14 protein-coding genes and 1 tRNA gene are annotated in these 17,339 nt (G+C 70.9%); 11 read left to right on the top strand and 4 right to left on the bottom strand.

Annotated elements, in window-relative coordinates:
• Position 1 precedes the first annotated feature (1 nt).
• The 5 genes from ACYVLP_RS17465 (at position 2) to ACYVLP_RS17445 (ending at position 7,262) form a co-directional block, all read left to right on the top strand.
• Positions 2–979, top strand: a complete 978-nt coding sequence (locus ACYVLP_RS17465) for a nucleoside triphosphate pyrophosphohydrolase (protein WP_460628601.1) — start codon at positions 2–4, stop codon at positions 977–979.
• Positions 980–1,541: 562 nt separating this feature from the next.
• Complete coding sequence (locus ACYVLP_RS17460; RefSeq protein ID WP_460628600.1) at positions 1,542–2,849, top strand: ABC transporter substrate-binding protein; 1,308 nt, start codon at positions 1,542–1,544, stop codon at positions 2,847–2,849.
• A gap of 5 nt (positions 2,850–2,854) precedes the next feature.
• Positions 2,855–3,916: a carbohydrate ABC transporter permease gene (locus ACYVLP_RS17455; protein ID WP_460628599.1), complete on the top strand. Its 1,062-nt coding sequence runs from the start codon at positions 2,855–2,857 to the stop codon at positions 3,914–3,916.
• Entirely contained in the window at positions 3,913–4,833 is a 921-nt protein-coding gene (locus ACYVLP_RS17450; RefSeq protein WP_460628598.1) for a carbohydrate ABC transporter permease, read from the top strand. The genes ACYVLP_RS17455 and ACYVLP_RS17450 overlap by 4 nt, the downstream gene beginning before the upstream one ends.
• Before the next feature lie 209 nt (positions 4,834–5,042).
• Positions 5,043–7,262 (top strand): beta-xylosidase/alpha-l-arabinosidase, encoded by a 2,220-nt coding sequence (locus tag ACYVLP_RS17445; RefSeq protein ID WP_460628685.1) that lies wholly within the window; start codon positions 5,043–5,045, stop codon positions 7,260–7,262.
• Positions 7,263–7,337: 75 nt separating this feature from the next.
• On the opposite strand, the gene ACYVLP_RS17440 is transcribed toward ACYVLP_RS17445, so the two are convergent.
• Positions 7,338–8,336: a LacI family DNA-binding transcriptional regulator gene (locus ACYVLP_RS17440; protein ID WP_452271586.1), complete on the bottom strand. Its 999-nt coding sequence runs from the start codon at positions 8,334–8,336 to the stop codon at positions 7,338–7,340.
• Positions 8,337–8,418: 82 nt separating this feature from the next.
• Positions 8,419–9,852 (bottom strand): sugar transferase, encoded by a 1,434-nt coding sequence (locus tag ACYVLP_RS17435; RefSeq protein ID WP_460628597.1) that lies wholly within the window; start codon positions 9,850–9,852, stop codon positions 8,419–8,421.
• A gap of 459 nt (positions 9,853–10,311) precedes the next feature.
• Here ACYVLP_RS17435 and eno point away from each other — a divergent pair, with 459 nt between their 5' ends.
• The 4 genes from eno to ACYVLP_RS17415 all read left to right on the top strand — a co-directional run bounded on the left by eno (position 10,312) and on the right by ACYVLP_RS17415 (position 13,916).
• Positions 10,312–11,613, top strand: a complete 1,302-nt coding sequence (eno, locus tag ACYVLP_RS17430) for a phosphopyruvate hydratase (protein WP_460628596.1) — start codon at positions 10,312–10,314, stop codon at positions 11,611–11,613.
• A 338-nt stretch (positions 11,614–11,951) separates the two neighbouring features.
• Positions 11,952–12,335 (top strand): FtsB family cell division protein, encoded by a 384-nt coding sequence (locus ACYVLP_RS17425; protein ID WP_460628595.1) that lies wholly within the window; start codon positions 11,952–11,954, stop codon positions 12,333–12,335.
• A gap of 77 nt (positions 12,336–12,412) precedes the next feature.
• A complete protein-coding gene (locus ACYVLP_RS17420; protein ID WP_460628594.1) occupies positions 12,413–12,955 on the top strand; it encodes a DUF501 domain-containing protein in 543 nt (180 codons plus the stop codon).
• Positions 12,948–13,916, top strand: coding sequence for a Ppx/GppA phosphatase family protein (locus ACYVLP_RS17415; protein WP_460628593.1), 969 nt, complete (start codon positions 12,948–12,950; stop codon positions 13,914–13,916). The genes ACYVLP_RS17420 and ACYVLP_RS17415 overlap by 8 nt, the downstream gene beginning before the upstream one ends.
• 4 nt (positions 13,917–13,920) lie before the next feature.
• Here ACYVLP_RS17415 and mptB read toward each other — a convergent pair whose 3' ends face one another.
• Both mptB and ACYVLP_RS17405 read right to left on the bottom strand, forming a co-directional pair.
• Positions 13,921–15,504 (bottom strand): polyprenol phosphomannose-dependent alpha 1,6 mannosyltransferase MptB, encoded by a 1,584-nt coding sequence (mptB, locus tag ACYVLP_RS17410; RefSeq protein WP_460628592.1) that lies wholly within the window; start codon positions 15,502–15,504, stop codon positions 13,921–13,923.
• Between the two features lie 232 nt (positions 15,505–15,736).
• A tRNA-Leu gene (locus tag ACYVLP_RS17405) sits at positions 15,737–15,811 on the bottom strand.
• Positions 15,812–15,923: 112 nt separating this feature from the next.
• Here ACYVLP_RS17405 and ACYVLP_RS17400 point away from each other — a divergent pair.
• The gene (locus ACYVLP_RS17400; RefSeq protein WP_460628591.1) at positions 15,924–16,787 is read left to right on the top strand and encodes a Bax inhibitor-1/YccA family protein; all 864 of its coding nucleotides are present in this window, start codon (positions 15,924–15,926) and stop codon (positions 16,785–16,787) included.
• 101 nt (positions 16,788–16,888) lie between these two features.
• Positions 16,889–17,155, top strand: a complete 267-nt coding sequence (locus tag ACYVLP_RS17395) for a hypothetical protein (protein ID WP_460628590.1) — start codon at positions 16,889–16,891, stop codon at positions 17,153–17,155.
• The last annotated feature ends 184 nt before the right edge of the window (positions 17,156–17,339 follow it).

Raw genomic sequence — 17,339 nt, 5'->3', positions numbered from 1 at the left:
CGTGTCCGTGCGCCTCGTCCTGCTCGTCTCCACCCCGCGCATCGCGCCGGGCCTGCTGACGCGTGAGGCCTGGTCGACCCTCGAGCAGGCGTATGCCGTCTGGGGCGTTCCCGACGAGCCGCAGTCCGCCGCCGTGGCCGAGACGGGCATCGTCGTGCAGGCGCACGACCCAGCCGACCCGGCAGCGCTGGCGCGCGACCTCGTCGGCGAGACGGCATACGGCGACGTGGTCTGGGTCGGCTCGGCCGACGGCGACCCAGGGCTGAGCGAGGCTGTGGCAGTGGAGGTCTCACGGCTCCAGGAGCCACCCGACGTCGAGCTGCTCATCGGCTCGTTCGACGTGCCCGGCGCACGGCTGTTGGACGTGGTGGCCGTCATGGACCGGCTGCGGTCGCCCGGCGGGTGCCCGTGGGATGCCGAGCAGACCCCGGAGAGCCTCGTGCCCTACCTCCTCGAGGAGGCACACGAGGCGATCGAGGCGATCGAGAGCGGCGACCGGGCGCACATGCAGGAGGAGCTCGGCGACCTGCTGCTGCAGATCGCCTTCCAGTCGCGGGTGGCGCAGGAGCATCCGAAGCAGCCGTTCGGGATCGACGACGTCGCGGGGGAGCTCGTCGACAAGCTCGTCCGCCGGCACCCGCACGTCTTCGCCGACGTCGAGGCAGACACTCCCGACGCGGTGGCGGCGAACTGGGAGACGATCAAGGCTGGGGAGAAGCAGCACCGCACCCACCCGGTCGAGGGAGTGCCCACGTCACTGCCGGCGCTGGCTCGGGCGGAGAAGTACGTCGGCCGCCTGGAGAAAGCCGGCCGCGGTGACCTCGTCGACGCGGCCGTGGCCGAGGGCGACCTCGGTGCCCGCCTGCTCGACCTCGTCCGTGGCGCCCGGGAGCAGGGCATCGACGCGGAGGCGGCCCTGCGCGAGACGCTGCGCCGGCTGGCCGCGGTCAGCGAGGGCACCCGGCCCAGCCGCGCCTGACGGCCGGATCCGCGCCGCCCTCTCTGGTCGAGTGAGCGCGTCGTCCCACCAGCCCCACCCGTTGTGGGTGTGATGTCGTGTGACGCGTGGGACGGAGCGCCCACTCGACCGGGAGCCCGCGGCCGACCATCGCTGGTTGAGTGAGTCCGTCGTCCCACCAGCCCCACCAGCCCCACCCGTGGCGTGACGCGTGGGACGGAGCGCCCACTCGACGGGGAAGGGGCGCGCGGGAACCGTGGGACGGAGCGCCCACTCGACGGGGAAGGGGCGCGTGGGACCGGTGGGACGGAGCGCCCACTCGACGGGGAAGGGGCGCGCGGGAACCCTGGGACGGAGCACTCGCTCGACGCGGAAGGGGGGCGTCATGGGTCGAGTGAGCGGGTGGTCACAGGTGTCCCGCTGGTCTCTTCGTACTCACTGAACTCAGCCGCCTCGCGAGTGGCCCGTTCTTTTCAATCGTTATCGAGAACGTTATCGAGAACGATTGACACACTCGTGCGACGGCTGCCAGCGTGTGCCTCGCACTCGCAACAACTCGCTCAAGGACGAGGAGCTCCAAAGGATGAAGAGGACACCGATCTACCGGGCGCTGGCCCTCGGTGTGGTGGTCGCAACGGGTCTCGGTGCATGCGGTTCCGCAGGCAGCGGCAGCGGCGACAGCTCGACCGGCACGGCCGGCAGCAAGGTCACCGTGACCTGGTGGCACAACTCGAACACCGACCCCGGCAAGGCGTACTACGACCAGGTCGCGAAGGACTTCGAGGCCAAGCACCCCAACGTGCACATCGACGTCAACGCGATGCAGCACGAGGACATGCTGACCAAGCTCGACGCGGCGTTCCAGAGCGGCGACGCTCCAGACGTCTACATGGAGCGTGGTGGCGGCGAGCTCGCCGACCACGTCCAGGCGGGCCTGACCAAGGACCTGTCCGACGCCTCCGCCGACGCGATCAGCAAGCTCGGCGGCTCCGTGGCCGGCTGGCAGGTCGACGGCAAGACGTACGCGCTGCCCTTCTCGATGGGCGTCGTCGGCTTCTGGTACAACAAGTCGCTGTTCAACAAGGCCGGCATCACCGCCGCCCCGGCGACGTGGGACGAGCTCAACGCCGACGTCGACAAGCTGAAGGCTGCCGGCATCGAGCCGATCTCGGTGGGCGCCGGCGACAAGTGGCCCGCGGCCCACTACTGGTACTACTTCGCGCTGCGTGACTGCTCCAAGGACGTGCTCACCGACGCGGTGAAGACCCTGAAGTTCTCGGACCAGTGCTTCGTCAAGGCCGGCGAGGACCTCCAGAAGGTGATCGCGACCAAGCCGTTCAACAAGGGCTTCCTGTCGACGCCGGCGCAGACCGGTCCGACGAGCGCCTCCGGCCTGCTGGCCACGGGCAAGGTCGCCATGGAGATGCAGGGCCACTGGGAGCCCGGTGTCATGCAGGGCCTCACCGCGGACCACAAGGGCCTCGGCGACGACCTCGGCTGGTTCCCGTTCCCGTCGGTCGCCGGCGGCGCCGGTGACCCGGCCGCAACCCTCGGCGGCGGCGACGCCTGGGCCGTCTCGCAGGACGCCCCCAAGGAGGCCGTCGACTTCGTGAACTACCTGCTCAGCGATGACGTGCAGAAGGGCTTCGCGGAGCGCGACATGGGTCTTCCGACCAACTCCGCCGCGACCGGCTCGGTCAAGGACCCGGCCCTCGGCGCACTGCTCCAGGTGCGCGACAAGTCGCCGTACGTCCAGCTGTACTTCGACACCGCCTTCGGGCAGGCCGTCGGCGGCGCGATGAACGACGAGATCGCCCTGATGTTCGCCGGCAAGGCGAGCCCGCAGGACATCGTCCACGCCACCCAGGCCGCGGCAGACGCATCGAAGTGATCGACATGGCCGACGACGCGACCGCCCTCGACCGGACCACCGCGGTCGCGTCGTCACCTCCCCCGACCCCCGGCCTCGCCCTCCCGCGGTCCGGGGGAGGGGAGGGCCTCGGGCCCTCTGGTTCCCACGCCTCTGAGCGCCAGGCGGCCGGACGCCGGCGGCGCAACCGCCTGCGCACCGGCCTCGAGGTCCTGTTCTTCGTCGGCCCCGGCCTCGCGCTGTTCATCACCTTCGTGGTGTGGCCGATCCTCAAGGCCGTGCAGTTCTCGGTCTACAAGTGGAAGGGCTTCGGACCGCTCGTCGACTTCGTCGGCTTCAAGAACTACGCGTCGGTGCTGCAGAACGAGGTGTTCACCGACGCCCTGCGGCACAACCTGGTCATTGTGGTGCTGTCGGTCGCGATCCAGCTGCCGCTCGGCCTCGCGATCGCGCTGCTGCTCAACCGGAACATCCGGGGCCGCGGGCTCCTTCGGACGATCATCTTCGTGCCGTACGTGCTGGCCGAGGTCGTCGCGGGCGTCGTGTGGTTCCAGCTGCTCCAGCCGCAGTACGGCGTCGTCGACACGATCATGCGCGCCATCGGCCTGGAGGGGCCCGAGGAGGGCTGGCTGGGCACGCCCGACTTCGCACTCTGGACCGTCATGGCCGTCCTCACGTGGAAGTACCTCGGCCTCGCCGTGATCCTCTTCCTCGCCGGACTGCAGAGCGTGCCCGAGGAGCTGTTCGAGGCGGCCGAGATCGACGGGGCGAGCTGGTGGCAGGTCCAGACTCGGATCACGATCCCCCTGCTCGGCCCGACGATCCGGACCTGGGTCTTCCTGTCCATGATCGGCTCGCTCCAGCTCTTCGACATGGTGTGGATCCTCACCGGCGGCGGTCCCGCGAACTCCACCACGACGATGGCCACCTTCCTCATCACCGAGGGCACCAAGCGGCAGAACTATGGCATCGCCGCGGCCGCGTCCGTGGTCCTGTTCGTCGTGGCCCTGGTGATGGCCGTCCTCTACCAGTTCTTCGTCCTGCGCCGTGACAGTGGGACAGACCGACCCGCGAAGGGGCATCGATGAGCACCGCGAGCGGCACCGTGAACCGACCGCTGGACGCCGTGGCCCCGACCGGCCGCCGGTCCGCAGATCCCGCGCGCGGCCCGCGCGGGACCAGGAAGTCCCGGCGTGGCGCCGGCCCGCTGGTGTATGCCGTGGCGCTCGTCGTCGTGGCCCTGACCCTGGGTCCGGTCCTGTATGCCGTCCTGGGTGGTTTCCGGACGAACGCGCAGCTGGCCGACTCACCCGCCGGCCTGCCCAGCCCGTGGGTGCTCGACAACTACAGGTCCGTGCTGGCCAGCTCCAGCTTCTGGACGTACGCCCTGAACTCCGCGGTCATCGCCACCATGACGACGACGATCGTCGTCATCCTCGGGCTCATGGCGGCATACCCGCTGGCGCGCTACCGCTTCCGCTGGCGTGAGCCGCTCTACATGGTGTTCGTCGTCGGGCTGCTCTTCCCGGCCACCGTGGCGATCATCCCGTTGTTCATCCTCGTGACGCGCGACCTGCACATGGGCAACACGTGGTGGGGGGTCGCGCTGCCACAAGCGGCGTTCGCCCTGCCGATGACCGTGGTGATCCTGCGCCCGTTCCTCATGGCGCTGCCGGACGAGCTGGAGGAGGCCGCCCAGATCGACGGGGCAACGCGGATCCAGTTCTTCTGGAAGGTCGTCGTGCCGCTGTCGGGCCCGGGCATGGTGACCGTCGGGGTGCTGGCGTTCGTCGGGTCGTGGAACGCGTACCTGCTTCCCCTGCTCCTGCTCCAGGGCGACAAGAAGACCCTGCCGCTCGGCGTGGCGGACTTCTCGTCGCAGTACTCCTCCGACACGGCAGGCGTGTTCGCCTTCACGACCCTTGCGATGATCCCCGCGCTGGTCTTCTTCCTCGCCGCACAGAGGAGAATCGTCAGCGGCCTCCAGGGCGCCGTGAAGGGCTGAGCCCCAGGCGGCTCCCCGCCACGCTCGGCGCGCCGACGCTTCCCCTCCACTCGCACCGCGCCCAGCACCTACCCGCTCCTCACCCTGCTAAGGAAGGTTCCGTGACGCAGCTCCAGACAACTCCCGACGTGCTCGCACCGGCCTCCGCACCGGCCTCCGCGCCGGCTGCGGCACCGGTCGCCGACCGTGTTTCCGAGCTGGTCGCGCGAATGACCTTGGAGGAGAAGCTCGCCCAGATCGTCGGATTCTGGGAGAAGGGCGAGGGCGAGGCGGTCGCCCCGCTGCAGGGCGAGTTCGCCGAGGCGTACGGCCTGGCCGAGGCGACGCGTCACGGCCTCGGCCACCTCACCCGCGTCTACGGCACCCGGCCGGTGGACGTGGCCGAGCGGGCTCGCTGGCTCTGGGACCAGCAGCGGCGGCTCGTTCGCGAGACGCGGCTCGGCATCCCGGCCCTGGTGCACGAAGAGTCCCTGACCGGGCTGTCCGCCTGGCGGGCGGCGACGTTCCCGACCCCGCTGGCCTGGGGGGCGTCCTTCGACCCGGACCTCGTCGAGGAGATGGCCGCGCTCATCGGCGGCTCGATGCGTCAGCTCGGCATCCACCAGGGGCTCGCCCCTGTGCTCGACGTCGTCCGCGACCCCCGCTGGGGGCGGGTCGAGGAGTGCATCGCCGAGGACCCCTACCTCGTGGGGACCGTCGGGACGGCATACGTCCGGGGGCTCCAGTCCACGGGAGTCCACGCGACCGTCAAGCACTTCGTCGGCTACTCGGCCTCACAGGCCGGGCGTAACTTCGCGCCCGTCCACGCCGGTCCCCGGGAGGTCGAGGACGTGCTGCTCGTCCCGTTCGAGATGGCGGTGCTCGACGGCAACGTCCGGTCGGTCATGCACTCGTACGCCGAGATCGACGGCGTCCCCGTGGCCGCCGACGAGCGACTGCTGACCGGGGTGCTTCGGGACCGCTGGGGCTTCGACGGCACCGTCGTCGCGGACTACTACGGCGTCGCTTTCCTGCATCTGCTGCATGGCGTCGCGGCTGACCTCGGCGCTGCGGCCGGGCAGGCGCTCGCCGCCGGCGTCGACATCGAGCTGCCGACCGGCGACGCCTACCTCGGGCCGCTGGCCGATGCAGTTCGCGCCGGCGCGGTCGACGAGTCGCTCGTCGACCGGGCGGTATGCCGTGCGCTGGCTCAGAAGGCCGAGCTCGGCCTGCTGGACGCGACCTTCGACGACGAGCCGCCGACCGACGTCGAGCTCGACGGGCCGGAGCACCGCCGCCTCGCGGCCCGGCTCGCGAGCGAGTCGGTCGTCCTGCTCGCCAACGACGGGACCCTTCCGCTCTCGGCCCCGGCCCGGGTCGCCGTCATCGGCCCGAACGCGGACCGCGCCGAGGCGCACTTCGGCTGCTACTCCTTCCTCAACCATGTCCTCGCGCACCACCCGGAGGCAGAGGTCGGCATCGACGTCCCGACCGTGCGATCGGCACTGGCCGCCGAGTGGCCCGACAGCGTGCACACCCATGCCGTGGGGTGCGCCGTCGACGACCTCGACACGTCCGGGTTCGCGGCGGCGGTCGATGCCGCAGCTGGTGCCGACGTCGCCGTGGTCGTCGTCGGCGACCACGCCGGCCTCTTCGGCCGCGGCACCGTGGGCGAGGGCTGCGACCGTGACGACCTCGAGCTGCCGGGCGTGCAGCGCGCCCTCGTGGAAGCGGTGGTCGACACGGGCACCCCGGTCGTCCTCGTGCTGCTCACCGGGCGTCCGTATGCCGTCGACTGGGCGCTGTCGACGTGCGCCGCAGTCCTCCAGGCCTTCTTCCCCGGTGAGGAGGGCGGCGGCGCCATCACGGGCGTGCTCTCGGGGCGGGTCAACCCGTCCGGGCGTCTGCCCGTCAGCCTGCCGCGCTCTGCCGGCCAGCAGCCGTACTCCTACCTTCACCCGAGGCTGGGCGGCGACTCCGACGTCACCAACCTGGTGAGCGCCCCGGCCCTGCCCTTCGGACATGGCCTCTCCTACACGACGTTCGCCCACACGGACCTCGTCGTGCAGCCCGGGGCCACCACGGCCGGGCCCGTCCAGGTCAGTGTGCGGGTCACCAACACCGGCGAGCGCGCCGGAGACGACGTGGTCCAGCTGTACGGCCGCGATCTCGTGGCCAGCGTGACCCGCCCGGTCGCGCAGCTGCTGGGCTATCGCCGGGTCTCCCTCGAGCCCGGCCAGAGCGTCGACATCGACTTCGCGGTGCCAGGCGCCCGACTGGCCTTCACCAACCGCGAGGGCGTGCGCGTGGTCGAGCCCGGAGACCTCCATCTCTGGGTCGGCCGCTCGTGCGAGGACGTCGAGACCGAGGCGACGGTGCCCCTCCTCGGCGACGTCCACGTCGTAGACGTCAGTGGCAGCCGCTGGACGACCACGCGGCTGCGCGCCTGACGGCATACGGCATGGTGTGTGGTGCCGGCCGGTCATCCCACTGACCGGCTGGCACCACACCGGACCGGAACCGACTCACAACGGGCGGCAGGACTCGCGCTCGACCATCGACGTGGGCAGCCGCACGTGCATCGGCGTGTCCTGCCCGTCGAGCAGGCCGACGAGCATCTCGAGCGCGGTCGCGCCGATCTCGCGCAGCGGCTGGCTGATCGTCGTCAGCGGCGGGCGCGTCAGGGCGGACTCGGGCACGTTGTCGAAGCCGATGACCGACACGTCGTCGGGCACTCGCAGGCCGAGCTCGTGGGCGACCTCGATGGTGCGGATCGCAGAGAGGTCGTTGGCCGCGAAGATCGCGGTGGGCCGCTGCGGCAGGGTGAGCAGGTCCCGGGCGGGGGCCTCGGCGGTCTCGGGGCGGTAGCCGCCGACCCGCACCAGGCCCTCGTCGACAGGGATCCCGGCAGCGGCCATCGCCTGGCGGAACCCTTCCTCGCGCAGCCGCGCGGACTCCAGGTCCGAACGCCCGCCGAGGAACGCGATGCGCCGGTGGCCCAAGCGGAGGAGGTACTCCGTGGCCATGACCGCTCCGGCCACGTTGTCGGCCTCGATCGTGGGGACGTCGGACGGGCCGGTGTGCGGGTCGACCGCCACGACCGGGATGCCGGTCTGGGCGTCGACGACGGTGGGGGTCACGATGATCGCGCCGTCGATGAGGGTGCCACCGAGGCGGCTCAGCGAGCGGCGCTCCCAGCCGACCGCGCCTCCGCGGTGGCCGCCCGAGTAGGCGAGGAGCTCGTAGCCGGTCGCGTCGATCGCGTCGGAGACGCCCTTGAGCAGCTCGGTGCTGAAGGGCTCGAACTCGGCCACGAGGACGCCGATGATGTTGGTCTGGTGGCTGCGCAGGCTACGGGCGCCGAGGCTGATCTCGTAGCCGAGGTCGTCGATGACGTTCGAGACCTTCTCGAAGGTGGCACGGGAGACGCCGTAGCGGCCGTTCACGACCTTGCTCACCGTCGCGACGGACACGCCCGCCGCGCGGGCCACGTCCTCCATCTTCACGCGTCCGACTGGGCTCACATCCGGAGCCTACCGGCCCGCAGGGTCGGCGATGCGCAGGCTCGATAACGTTATCGAGCCGCGTGTCCCCGCCGACGTCCGGTCAGTACGCACCGCGCGAGCGGACCACGGCGTCCAGCGTCTTGGCCATGATCGACAGGTCCTGGACGATCGACCAGTTGTCGACGTAGTAGAGGTCGAGGCGCACCGTGTCGTCCCACGACAGGTCGCTGCGGCCGGACACCTGCCACAGCCCCGTCATGCCCGGACGCACGTGCAGGCGCCGCTGCACATCGGGTGCGTAGCGGCGCACCTCGGAGGGCAGAGCCGGGCGCGGCCCGACCAGGCTCATCTCGCCGTTGATGACGTTGATCAGCTGCGGCAGCTCGTCGATGGAGTAGCGGCGGATGAGGTGGCCCACCTTGGTGATCCGCGGGTCGCGCTGGGCCTTGAACAGCACGCCGTCCGACTCGTTGAGATGAGTGACCCCCGAGAGGCGCGCCTCGGCGTCGACAACCATGCTGCGGAACTTGAGGCACTCGAACAGCTGGCCGTCGCGCCCCACCCGGGTCTGCTTGAACAGCACCGGGCCGCCGTCCTGGATCTTGATCGCGACGGCGAACACGAGCATGAGAGGCGAGGCGAGCACCAGCAGGATGCTTGCCCCGACGAGGTCGAACGCGCGCTTGAAGCCGCGCGAGGCGCCGAGGCTCTGCGGCTGCTCGACGTGCACGAGCGGCAGACCGCCGACCGGGCGCATGGCGATCCGGCCCGACGAGATGTCCGAGAGGCTCGGCACGACCGCCATCTGGACGTGGTGACCCTCGAGGTCCCAGGCGATGCGCCGGAAGTCGACTGCTGACGGGAACGCGCCTTCGGTGAAGACGACGAGGTCGGCCTTCTCCGCGAGCACGGACTCGGCGGTCTGCGAGGTGTTCCCGACCACCTGCACGCCGCGGGGGGTGCTCGTGGTGGACTCGTCGGCGGGGGTGAGGGCTCCGACGATGTGGTAGCCGAGCCACGACTCGCGCTCCAGCACCGCGACGACGTCGTCGACCCGCTCCTGCGACCCGGAGATGAGGACCCGCGTGAGCAGGTGCCCCCGCGCGTGGGCGTGATGCACGAGTCGCCGGGCGTACCAGCGCCAGAGCAGCAGCAACGGCAGGCCGATGCCGAAGAGCAGGACGAAGAAACCGCGCGACAGGTTGAACTTCGTCAGGTAGCTCATGATGCCGATCGCGCCCGCCGTGAGACCGGCGGCGCTGCAGACCCGGGCGTACTCGACGGTGCCGACCCCGAGGAAGGTGCTGGTGTAGGTGCCCGTGCAGAGGTTGGCGAACATCCAGCCGGCGATGATCCAGACCCCGACCGACTGGGCCACCGCGTTGACGTCTGCCGCAGCCGAGAACAGGTTCAGGCTCGTCCGCCCGATCGCCGCCAGCACCATGGCGAGCGTGATGACGACAAGGTCGCCGCCTGCGATGGCCAGCTGAAGCAGCCGGATGCTCCGGGATCGTTCACTGAGCGGCTGCGTCACCGGACGAGCACTCACGTCAAGCAGAAATACCCCTGCATCACGCATGGGCTGCCCCATGTCCACACTCCACCCCCGGGGCGCCGCTCAGGCGCCCCTCGACTCGACCAGCTCCCACCCCCCCGGATGGCTAAGTGCGAGTATGCCCGCTTCGCGCGTCCTCGGGTGACGAAGAAGGGAAAATGTGCTCCGAAATACGCGCCTCCTGAGCAGGATGGTGCGGCGACTGCCCTGCCCCGCTCCCCGGAGCGTGCGCCCGCGCCCGAATGCCGGGTCGCTCCCTCGGGGCCCACGGCATACGGGCTACGCTCGGTGCAGCACCCGGTGCCGTCACCGCACGGCAATGCACGCGAAACATCAGCACCACACCGGACACGCATCCAACACATCGAGACCGCCCGCCCCGGCCGCCGACGTCCGGGGCTGTGCGCGGCACATGCCCTGCCAGCTTGAGGAGAGTCAGTGGCCAGCATTGAGGAGATCGGCGCTCGCGAGATCCTGGACTCGCGAGGTAACCCCACGGTCGAGGTCGAGATCCGTCTCGACGACGGCACGTTCGCGCGCGCGGCGGTGCCCTCGGGCGCCTCGACCGGCGCCTTCGAGGCGTCGGAGCGACGCGACGGCGACAAGGGCCGTTACCTCGGCAAGGGCGTGGAGCAGGCCGTCGACGCGGTCATCGAGGAGATCAACCCGCGCCTGGTCGGGTTCGACGCAAGCGAGCAGCGGCTCATCGACGCCGAGATGCTCTCGCTCGACGGCTCCGCGAACAAGGAGAACCTCGGCGCCAACGCGATCCTCGGCGTCTCCCTGGCCGTCGCGCACGCCGCGGCCGAGTCGGCCGGTCTGCCGCTGTTCCGCTACGTCGGCGGCCCCAACGCCCACGTGCTGCCCGTGCCGATGATGAACATCCTCAACGGCGGTTCGCACGCGGACTCCAACGTCGACATCCAGGAGTTCATGGTCGCCCCGATCGGCGCGCCGAGCTTCCGTGAGGCCGTGCGCTGGGGCGCCGAGGTGTACCACTCGCTCAAGAAGGTGCTGCACGACCGCGGCCTGGCGACCGGGCTCGGCGACGAGGGCGGGTTCGCTCCGAACCTCGAGTCCAACCGCGCTGCGCTCGACATCATCGTGGAGGCCATCAAGGCCGCCGGCTACGTGCCCGGCACGGACGTCGCTCTGGCGCTCGACGTCGCCGCGTCGGAGTTCCACCAGGACGGGTCGTACGAGTTCGAGGGCGCGTCGAAGTCGTCGGCCGAGATGATCGACTACTACGCCGAGCTCGTCGACGCGTACCCCCTCGTGTCCATCGAGGACCCGCTCGACGAGGAGGACTGGGACGGCTGGAAGGCCATCACCGACCGCCTCGGCGCGCGCGTCCAGATCGTCGGCGACGACCTGTTCGTGACCAACCCCGAGCGGCTGGGCCGCGGCATCGCCACCAGCACGGCCAACGCGCTGCTGGTCAAGGTCAACCAGATCGGCACGCTCACCGAGACGCTCGACGCGGTCGCGCTCGCTCAGAGCAACGGCTACCGCTGCATGATGAGCCACCGCTCGGGTGAGACCGAGGACGTGACGATCGCCGATCTCGCCGTTGCGACGAACTGCGGCCAGATCAAGACCGGCGCACCCGCCCGTTCCGAGCGCGTCGCCAAGTACAACCAGCTGCTTCGCATCGAGGAGGAGCTCGACGACGCCGGTGAGTATGCCGGCGCCGGCGCCTTCCCGCGCTTCGACGCCGCGCGCTTCGGCGGCGAGGGCTGAGCTCGATGGCCGACCGCACGCCGTCCCGGCCGGGCCGCTCCCAGAGCCGCCCGTCGGGCGGTGGGCGGCCGGCCGCACCGCGTCCCGGCCGGGCTGGGTCCGGGTCCGGGTCCTCCAGTGGGTCGTCCGGGGCATCGTCCGGCTCGACCCGTTCGTCCCGCTCTACGGCAGGGTCCGGAGGGTCGAGCACGTCCGGCACCCGGCCGGGCACGTCCCGCGGGGCGGCGCGACCCAGCCGTCCCGGCCCGGGCAAGGAGCGCCCCGCGCTCGCGGCCCGCACCCGCACACCCCAGCCGGAACCGCCTTCGGCATCGACCGCCTGGGTACGCGGAGCGATCATGCTCGGCATCCTCGTCATGCTCGCCGTGACCTTGCTGCCGACGCTCCGGTCGCTGATCCAGCAGCGCAGCGACACCGCCGCGCTGCAGGACAAGGTCGCGCAGCAGCGTCAGTCGGTGCAGGACCTCCAACGGCAGGCGGCGCTCTGGAGGGACCCGGCATACATCGAGGTCCAGGCGCGCGAGCGCCTCAAGTTCGTCCGGGTGGGTGACCGCGCCTACACCGTCATCAACCCCACGACCGACGACGCGAACGCTGCCGCTGCGTCGCGTCCGGTCGTCGCGGCGCCGTTGGCCAACGCGTCGTCGCCGTGGTACGGCAAGGTGTGGCAGTCGATCCAGATCGCCGACCGCCCGGCCGCCGGCATTTCGTCGGCGCCCTGACCTCGTCGAACTGACCTCCGCGGCCTGCGGCCACCTGTGCCAGCTGTTCGCACCGACCCTTGAGGAGTGACTCCCGCGTGAGCGACCCCCGGACGCCCGTCGAGCAGGCAGACCTCGACGCCGTGGAGCGCCAGCTGGGCCGGCGTCCCCGCGGCGTCGCCGCGGTCGCCCACCGCTGCCCGTGCGGTGAGCCTGATGTGCTGCGCACCGAGCCCCGGCTGCCCGATGGCACTCCGTTCCCGACGACCTACTATGCGACCTGCCCTCGGCTCACGGGCGCCATCAGCACGCTCGAGACGGCTGGTGTCATGAAGGACATGACCGCGCGGCTCGCCGACGAGCCGGCCCTCGCCGCCGCCTACCAGCAGGCCCACGAGCACTACCTCGCCCGACGGGCCGAGCTGGGCGAGGTGCCCGAGATCGCCGGCATCTCGGCCGGTGGCATGCCCACCCGGGTCAAGTGCCTGCATGTCCTCGTGGCGCACTCGCTGGCCGCCGGACCCGGCGTCAACCCGCTCGGCGACGAGGCCCTGGCCATGCTCGACGACTGGTGGGAGCCCACCTCGTGCGCGGCGATCCACGCGGCCGAGGACGCAGAGTCGGGGCCCCAGGGTGAGTGAGGGCAGCGTGCGGGTCGGCGCGGTCGACTGCGGCACCAACTCGATCCGACTCCTCGTGGCCGATATCGATCCCGCCACCGGCTCGCTTCGCGACGTGACGCGCCGGATGGAGATCGTCCGGCTCGGCCTCGGCGTCGACCGCACCGGGGTCATCGCACCCGAGTCGATGGAGCGCACGCTGCAGATGACCCGCGAGTATGCCGCGCAGTGCCGTGAGCTCGGCGCCGCGCGGGCTCGTTTCGTGGCGACGTCGGCCTCGCGCGACGCCCGGAACGCCGGGGAGTTCATCGACGGCGTCCGCGCCGCGTTCGGCGAGCACTTCGGCGTCGAGGTCTCGCCAGAGGTGGTCTCGGGAGACGAGGAGGCCGAGCTGTCGTTCACGGGTGCAACGGGCGGGCTGGGAGCGGTCGGGGTCCCAGGCCCCTATCTCGTGGTCGACCTCGGCGGCGGCTCGACCGAGTTCGTCCGGGGGACCGAGCACGCCGAGGCGGCGCGCTCGGTCGACATCGGGTGCGTTCGCATGACCGAGCGCCACCTGGCCGGCGACCCGCCGACGGCCGAGGAGATCTCGGCCGCGACCCGCGACATCGACGCGGCGATCGACGCCGCGGAGGCGCAGGTGCCCTTCGAGGGGGTCAAGGCCCTCGTGGGCCTCGCCGGCAGCGTCACGACGATCACGGCGCACCTGCTGCGCCTGCCGGCATACGACGCGGCGCGAATCCACCTGTCCCGCAACGCAGTCGGCGACGTGCTGGCGGCCGCCGACGACCTGCTCACGATGACGCATGCCCAGCGGGCGGCGCTGCCGTACATGCACCCGGGGCGCGTCGATGTCATCGGCGCCGGAGCGCTCGTGTGGCGGCGGGTCGTGCAGCGCGTGGCAGACCGGGCCGGCATCACCGAGGTGGTCACCTCCGAGCACGACATCCTCGACGGCATCGCCCTCAGCCAGGTCCTCTGACCATTCAGGCCCGGGTGGCGGGCAGGGGCGCCCGCCGGAGCACGTCCTCCTCGTTCACGCGGCGCCGGTGTGAGCGCAGCCGCGCGATCATCCAGATCGCCGCGGAGACACCGAGGGCCCACGTGCCGTTGGAGACCGTCGCGTCCACGACGCTGTAGGTGACGAAGAACATGGTGACCACGACCATCGTCCGGATGTAGCGCTCCGGCAGTCGCGTCGCGGCGAGCAGCAGGCCGCCCCAGAGCAGGTACCACGGGTGGATGACCGGACCGGACGCGCACAGCACGAGCAAGGCCCCGGCGGTCGCGAGCACGGGGTTGCGCGGCGCGACCCGCCACGCGATCCAGCCGATGCCGACGATCCCGGCCACGAGGCCGATGGTCTGCGCGATGGGCACGGGCGCGGCCGTCCAGCTCTGCGGCATACCCCCGATGGTCATGACCCACTCGATCGCGCTGCCGACGAAGGTCGGCGGGGAGAGCAGCGAGCGCAGCGTCACGGGGACGGACAGGTTCGGGATCCAGCCGTAGCCCAGCCCGGAGATGGTGGTGATAGCCACGAAGGCGGCCAGCAGCACCGATCCGTAGACGGCCGTATGCCGCAGCATCGCCCTCAGACGGGCCCGGGCCCCGGGCGCCAGGTCGCCCTGGGCCTGCAGAGCCATCCCGACGATCCCGATCAGGGCCAGCACGGCTGTCTGCTTGTAGGCGGCCGCTGCCGCGAGCGTGATCGAGGCGATGACGAACTGGCCACGGCTGGCGAGCAGCAGCGCGAGCGCCACGAGCGCGACCATCCCGGCGTCGTTGTGCGCGCCACCGACGAAGTGCATGATCACCAGCGGGTTGAGCACACCGAGCCACAAGGCATGCCGTCCGCTCACGCCGTACCGCTCGGCGAGCCGCGGCAGCGCATAGGCGAGGATGCCGACGGCGAGCAGCGCGGGGATCCGCATCGCGATAGCCGCGGCATAGGCGTTCTCGGGGAAGAGGCTGACGACGACGTGCTGCACCTGGAGCGCCAGCGGACCGTACGGCGCCGGCGTCTGGACCCACATCGGGTCGACCTGGTCGGCGAACGGTCCCGCCACCCAGAACGGACCGACGGCATACGGGTCCATGTTGCGCAGGATGATCTGGCCTTGCGCGGCGTAGCTGTAGGCGTCGCGGCTGAACAACGGTGGCGCGAACAGGATCGGCACGCTCCACAGCAGCCAGGCCAGCGACGGCGCCTTGCGGCCGCTCACCGGTCGCAGCCGCAGCCACGCGTCGACGAGCAGCGCCATCCCGACCGCGAGCAGCGCCGTCGTGACGACCCGCCCGACCGGGCCGCCGAGCCACTCGAGGTTCAGGCGGTCGATCAGCGAGGACGACGGTGGCTCGAAGGCGTCAGAGGGCAGGAAGGCCGGGCTGATCGAACCGGCAGCGACGAGCGTCATGCCGAGCATGCCGCGGCGCACGAGCGGGTCGGCCCAGCTGCGGCGCAGCGCGGCGGCGAACCTCACCGAGAACTCGACGAGCCGGGGCTCGGGGCCCCACGCCGGGCGCGGCGGAGCGGCCGTCGTCGCACCGGCGACACGATGCTCCAGCACGCCTTGGCTCCTTCGTACTCCCTGGGTGATCACGCGCCTGCGGGCGCGGAGCGGCCGCGAAGGAGCACGTCGACAACAGCCCCCTGGACCTCGTTCTCGCAGGTCAGTGTAGGTGCACAAGATGGGTGCCCGCCCAACGACGCCCACCGGTTGGGCCATGCCGTTACCGAACCGTGCCCTGCGCGCCCTGTCCGTGTCCTGATGGTCACCGGAATGTCGCCGATGGTTTGCGTACCCCCGGAGGGACTCGAACCCTCACCGTTGGCGATTTTAAGTCGCCTGCCTCTGCCAGTTGGGCCACGGGGGCGCGGTGATCAGTATGACCGGCGCCGTCCGGGAACTGGTGCCAGTGGGTCAAACGCTTACAGTTGAGACAGTCGCCACGATCGGTGGCACGGTGCCTCAAGGAGCACACTCACATGGCAGGTGGAAACCCGGTCTTCGACCGGCTGAACAAGCAGATTGAGAAGGAGCGGTATGCCGGTTTCGGCACGCCGCAGGGCAACCCCCAGCAGGCCGCGACGTCGTCCTACGCCGCGCAGGACACCATGACGGCGCAGCAGCTGAACGAGATGTACGCCAGGCAGAGCGCCGGCCCCGTCGACACCGGCCGGGTCACGCTCGATGACGTCATCATGAAGAGCCTGGGTCTGTTCGTGGTCACGGTCGGAGTCGCCGCCGCATCGTGGATCGCCGTGGACAACAGCCCGTCACTGTCGGTGCCGCTCTGGATGGGCGGCATGGTCTGCACGCTGATCCTCGGCTTCGTCATCGCGTTCCGCAAGACGGTCTCGGTGCCGCTGCTCGTCCTCTACGCCGTGCTGCAGGGGGCTTTCCTCGGCGCCCTCAGCCAGGCGATCAACTCGATCGCGCGCTACCAGGGCGTCGTGCTCATGGCCGTCCTCGCGACCTTCTGCACGTTCGTCGCGATGTACATCGGCTACGCAACCGGGTTCGTCAAGGTCAACGACCGCACCCGTCGTATGTTCTTCTTCGCGATCGTCGGGTACGGCCTGTTCTCGCTGCTGCAGGTCGTCCTGCTGTGGACGGGCGTCCTGTCCGGCTGGGGCTTCGGTGGCAGCGGTGGCTTCGGCATCATCCTGTCGCTCGTCGGGGTCGGCCTCGCGGCCTACTCCCTGGCGATCGACTTCGACTCGATCGACCGCGCCGTCAAGCTCGGCGCGCCGCAGAAGTACTCCTGGCTGCTCGCCCACGGCCTCGTCGTGTCGGTCGTGTGGCTGTACGTGGAGTTCCTCCGTCTCTTCGCGCGCCTGCGCGACTGAGCCACCCGATGAGATCCCCTGTTCCGCAGGAGGTCTTGGAGGAGCTCTCACGCGTGGTCGGGCGGTGGCATCAGCTGCCGCTCGGCCACGCTTTGTCATGTATGCCGTCGGTCCGGGTCGTCGTGCAGCAGCTCGCTGACCTCGGGGCCCAGCAGCGCGGCCGAGCCGCAGTGCCCGTGCCCGAGCTGGGGCCCGAGGCAGTCATGGACCAGCTGACCGTCATGGTCTTCGACGTCTTCGCGGCCGGACCCGCCGAGCCGGCACACGCGGCGAGCGCGACGCAGGCGGGGAGGACGACCCAGGCGGCGAGGGCGACCCAGGCGACCCAGGTGACCCGCCTGCTCACCGACCTCCGCCGCTCCCTCTAGTCGAGTGGCCCCGTCGTCCCGCCCGGATGCGTCGAGTGGCCCCGTCGCCACGCCCGGATACGTCGAGTGGCCTCGTCGTCACGCCCGGATACGTCGAGTGGCCCCGTCGTCACGCGCTCGGGCGTGACCAGGGGGCCACTCGACGGTGACCGCGGGGCCACTCGACGTTGGGGGCTGCGGCGGA

The sequence above is a fragment of the Intrasporangium mesophilum genome (assembly GCF_054783095.1).
The sequence above is the reverse complement of the archived record's forward strand: the minus strand, read 5'-3'. Positions and strand labels throughout refer to the sequence as shown.

Coding starts and splice junctions, on each gene's coding strand:
- ACYVLP_RS17460 (WP_460628600.1), top strand. CDS start 1,542: ATGAAGAGGACACCGATCTACCGGGCGCTGGCCCTCGGTGTGGTGGTC.
- ACYVLP_RS17455 (WP_460628599.1), top strand. CDS start 2,855: ATGGCCGACGACGCGACCGCCCTCGACCGGACCACCGCGGTCGCGTCG.
- ACYVLP_RS17450 (WP_460628598.1), top strand. CDS start 3,913: ATGAGCACCGCGAGCGGCACCGTGAACCGACCGCTGGACGCCGTGGCC.
- ACYVLP_RS17445 (WP_460628685.1), top strand. CDS start 5,043: ATGACCTTGGAGGAGAAGCTCGCCCAGATCGTCGGATTCTGGGAGAAG.
- ACYVLP_RS17425 (WP_460628595.1), top strand. CDS start 11,952: ATGCTCGGCATCCTCGTCATGCTCGCCGTGACCTTGCTGCCGACGCTC.
- ACYVLP_RS17400 (WP_460628591.1), top strand. CDS start 15,924: ATGGCAGGTGGAAACCCGGTCTTCGACCGGCTGAACAAGCAGATTGAG.
- ACYVLP_RS17395 (WP_460628590.1), top strand. CDS start 16,889: ATGCCGTCGGTCCGGGTCGTCGTGCAGCAGCTCGCTGACCTCGGGGCC.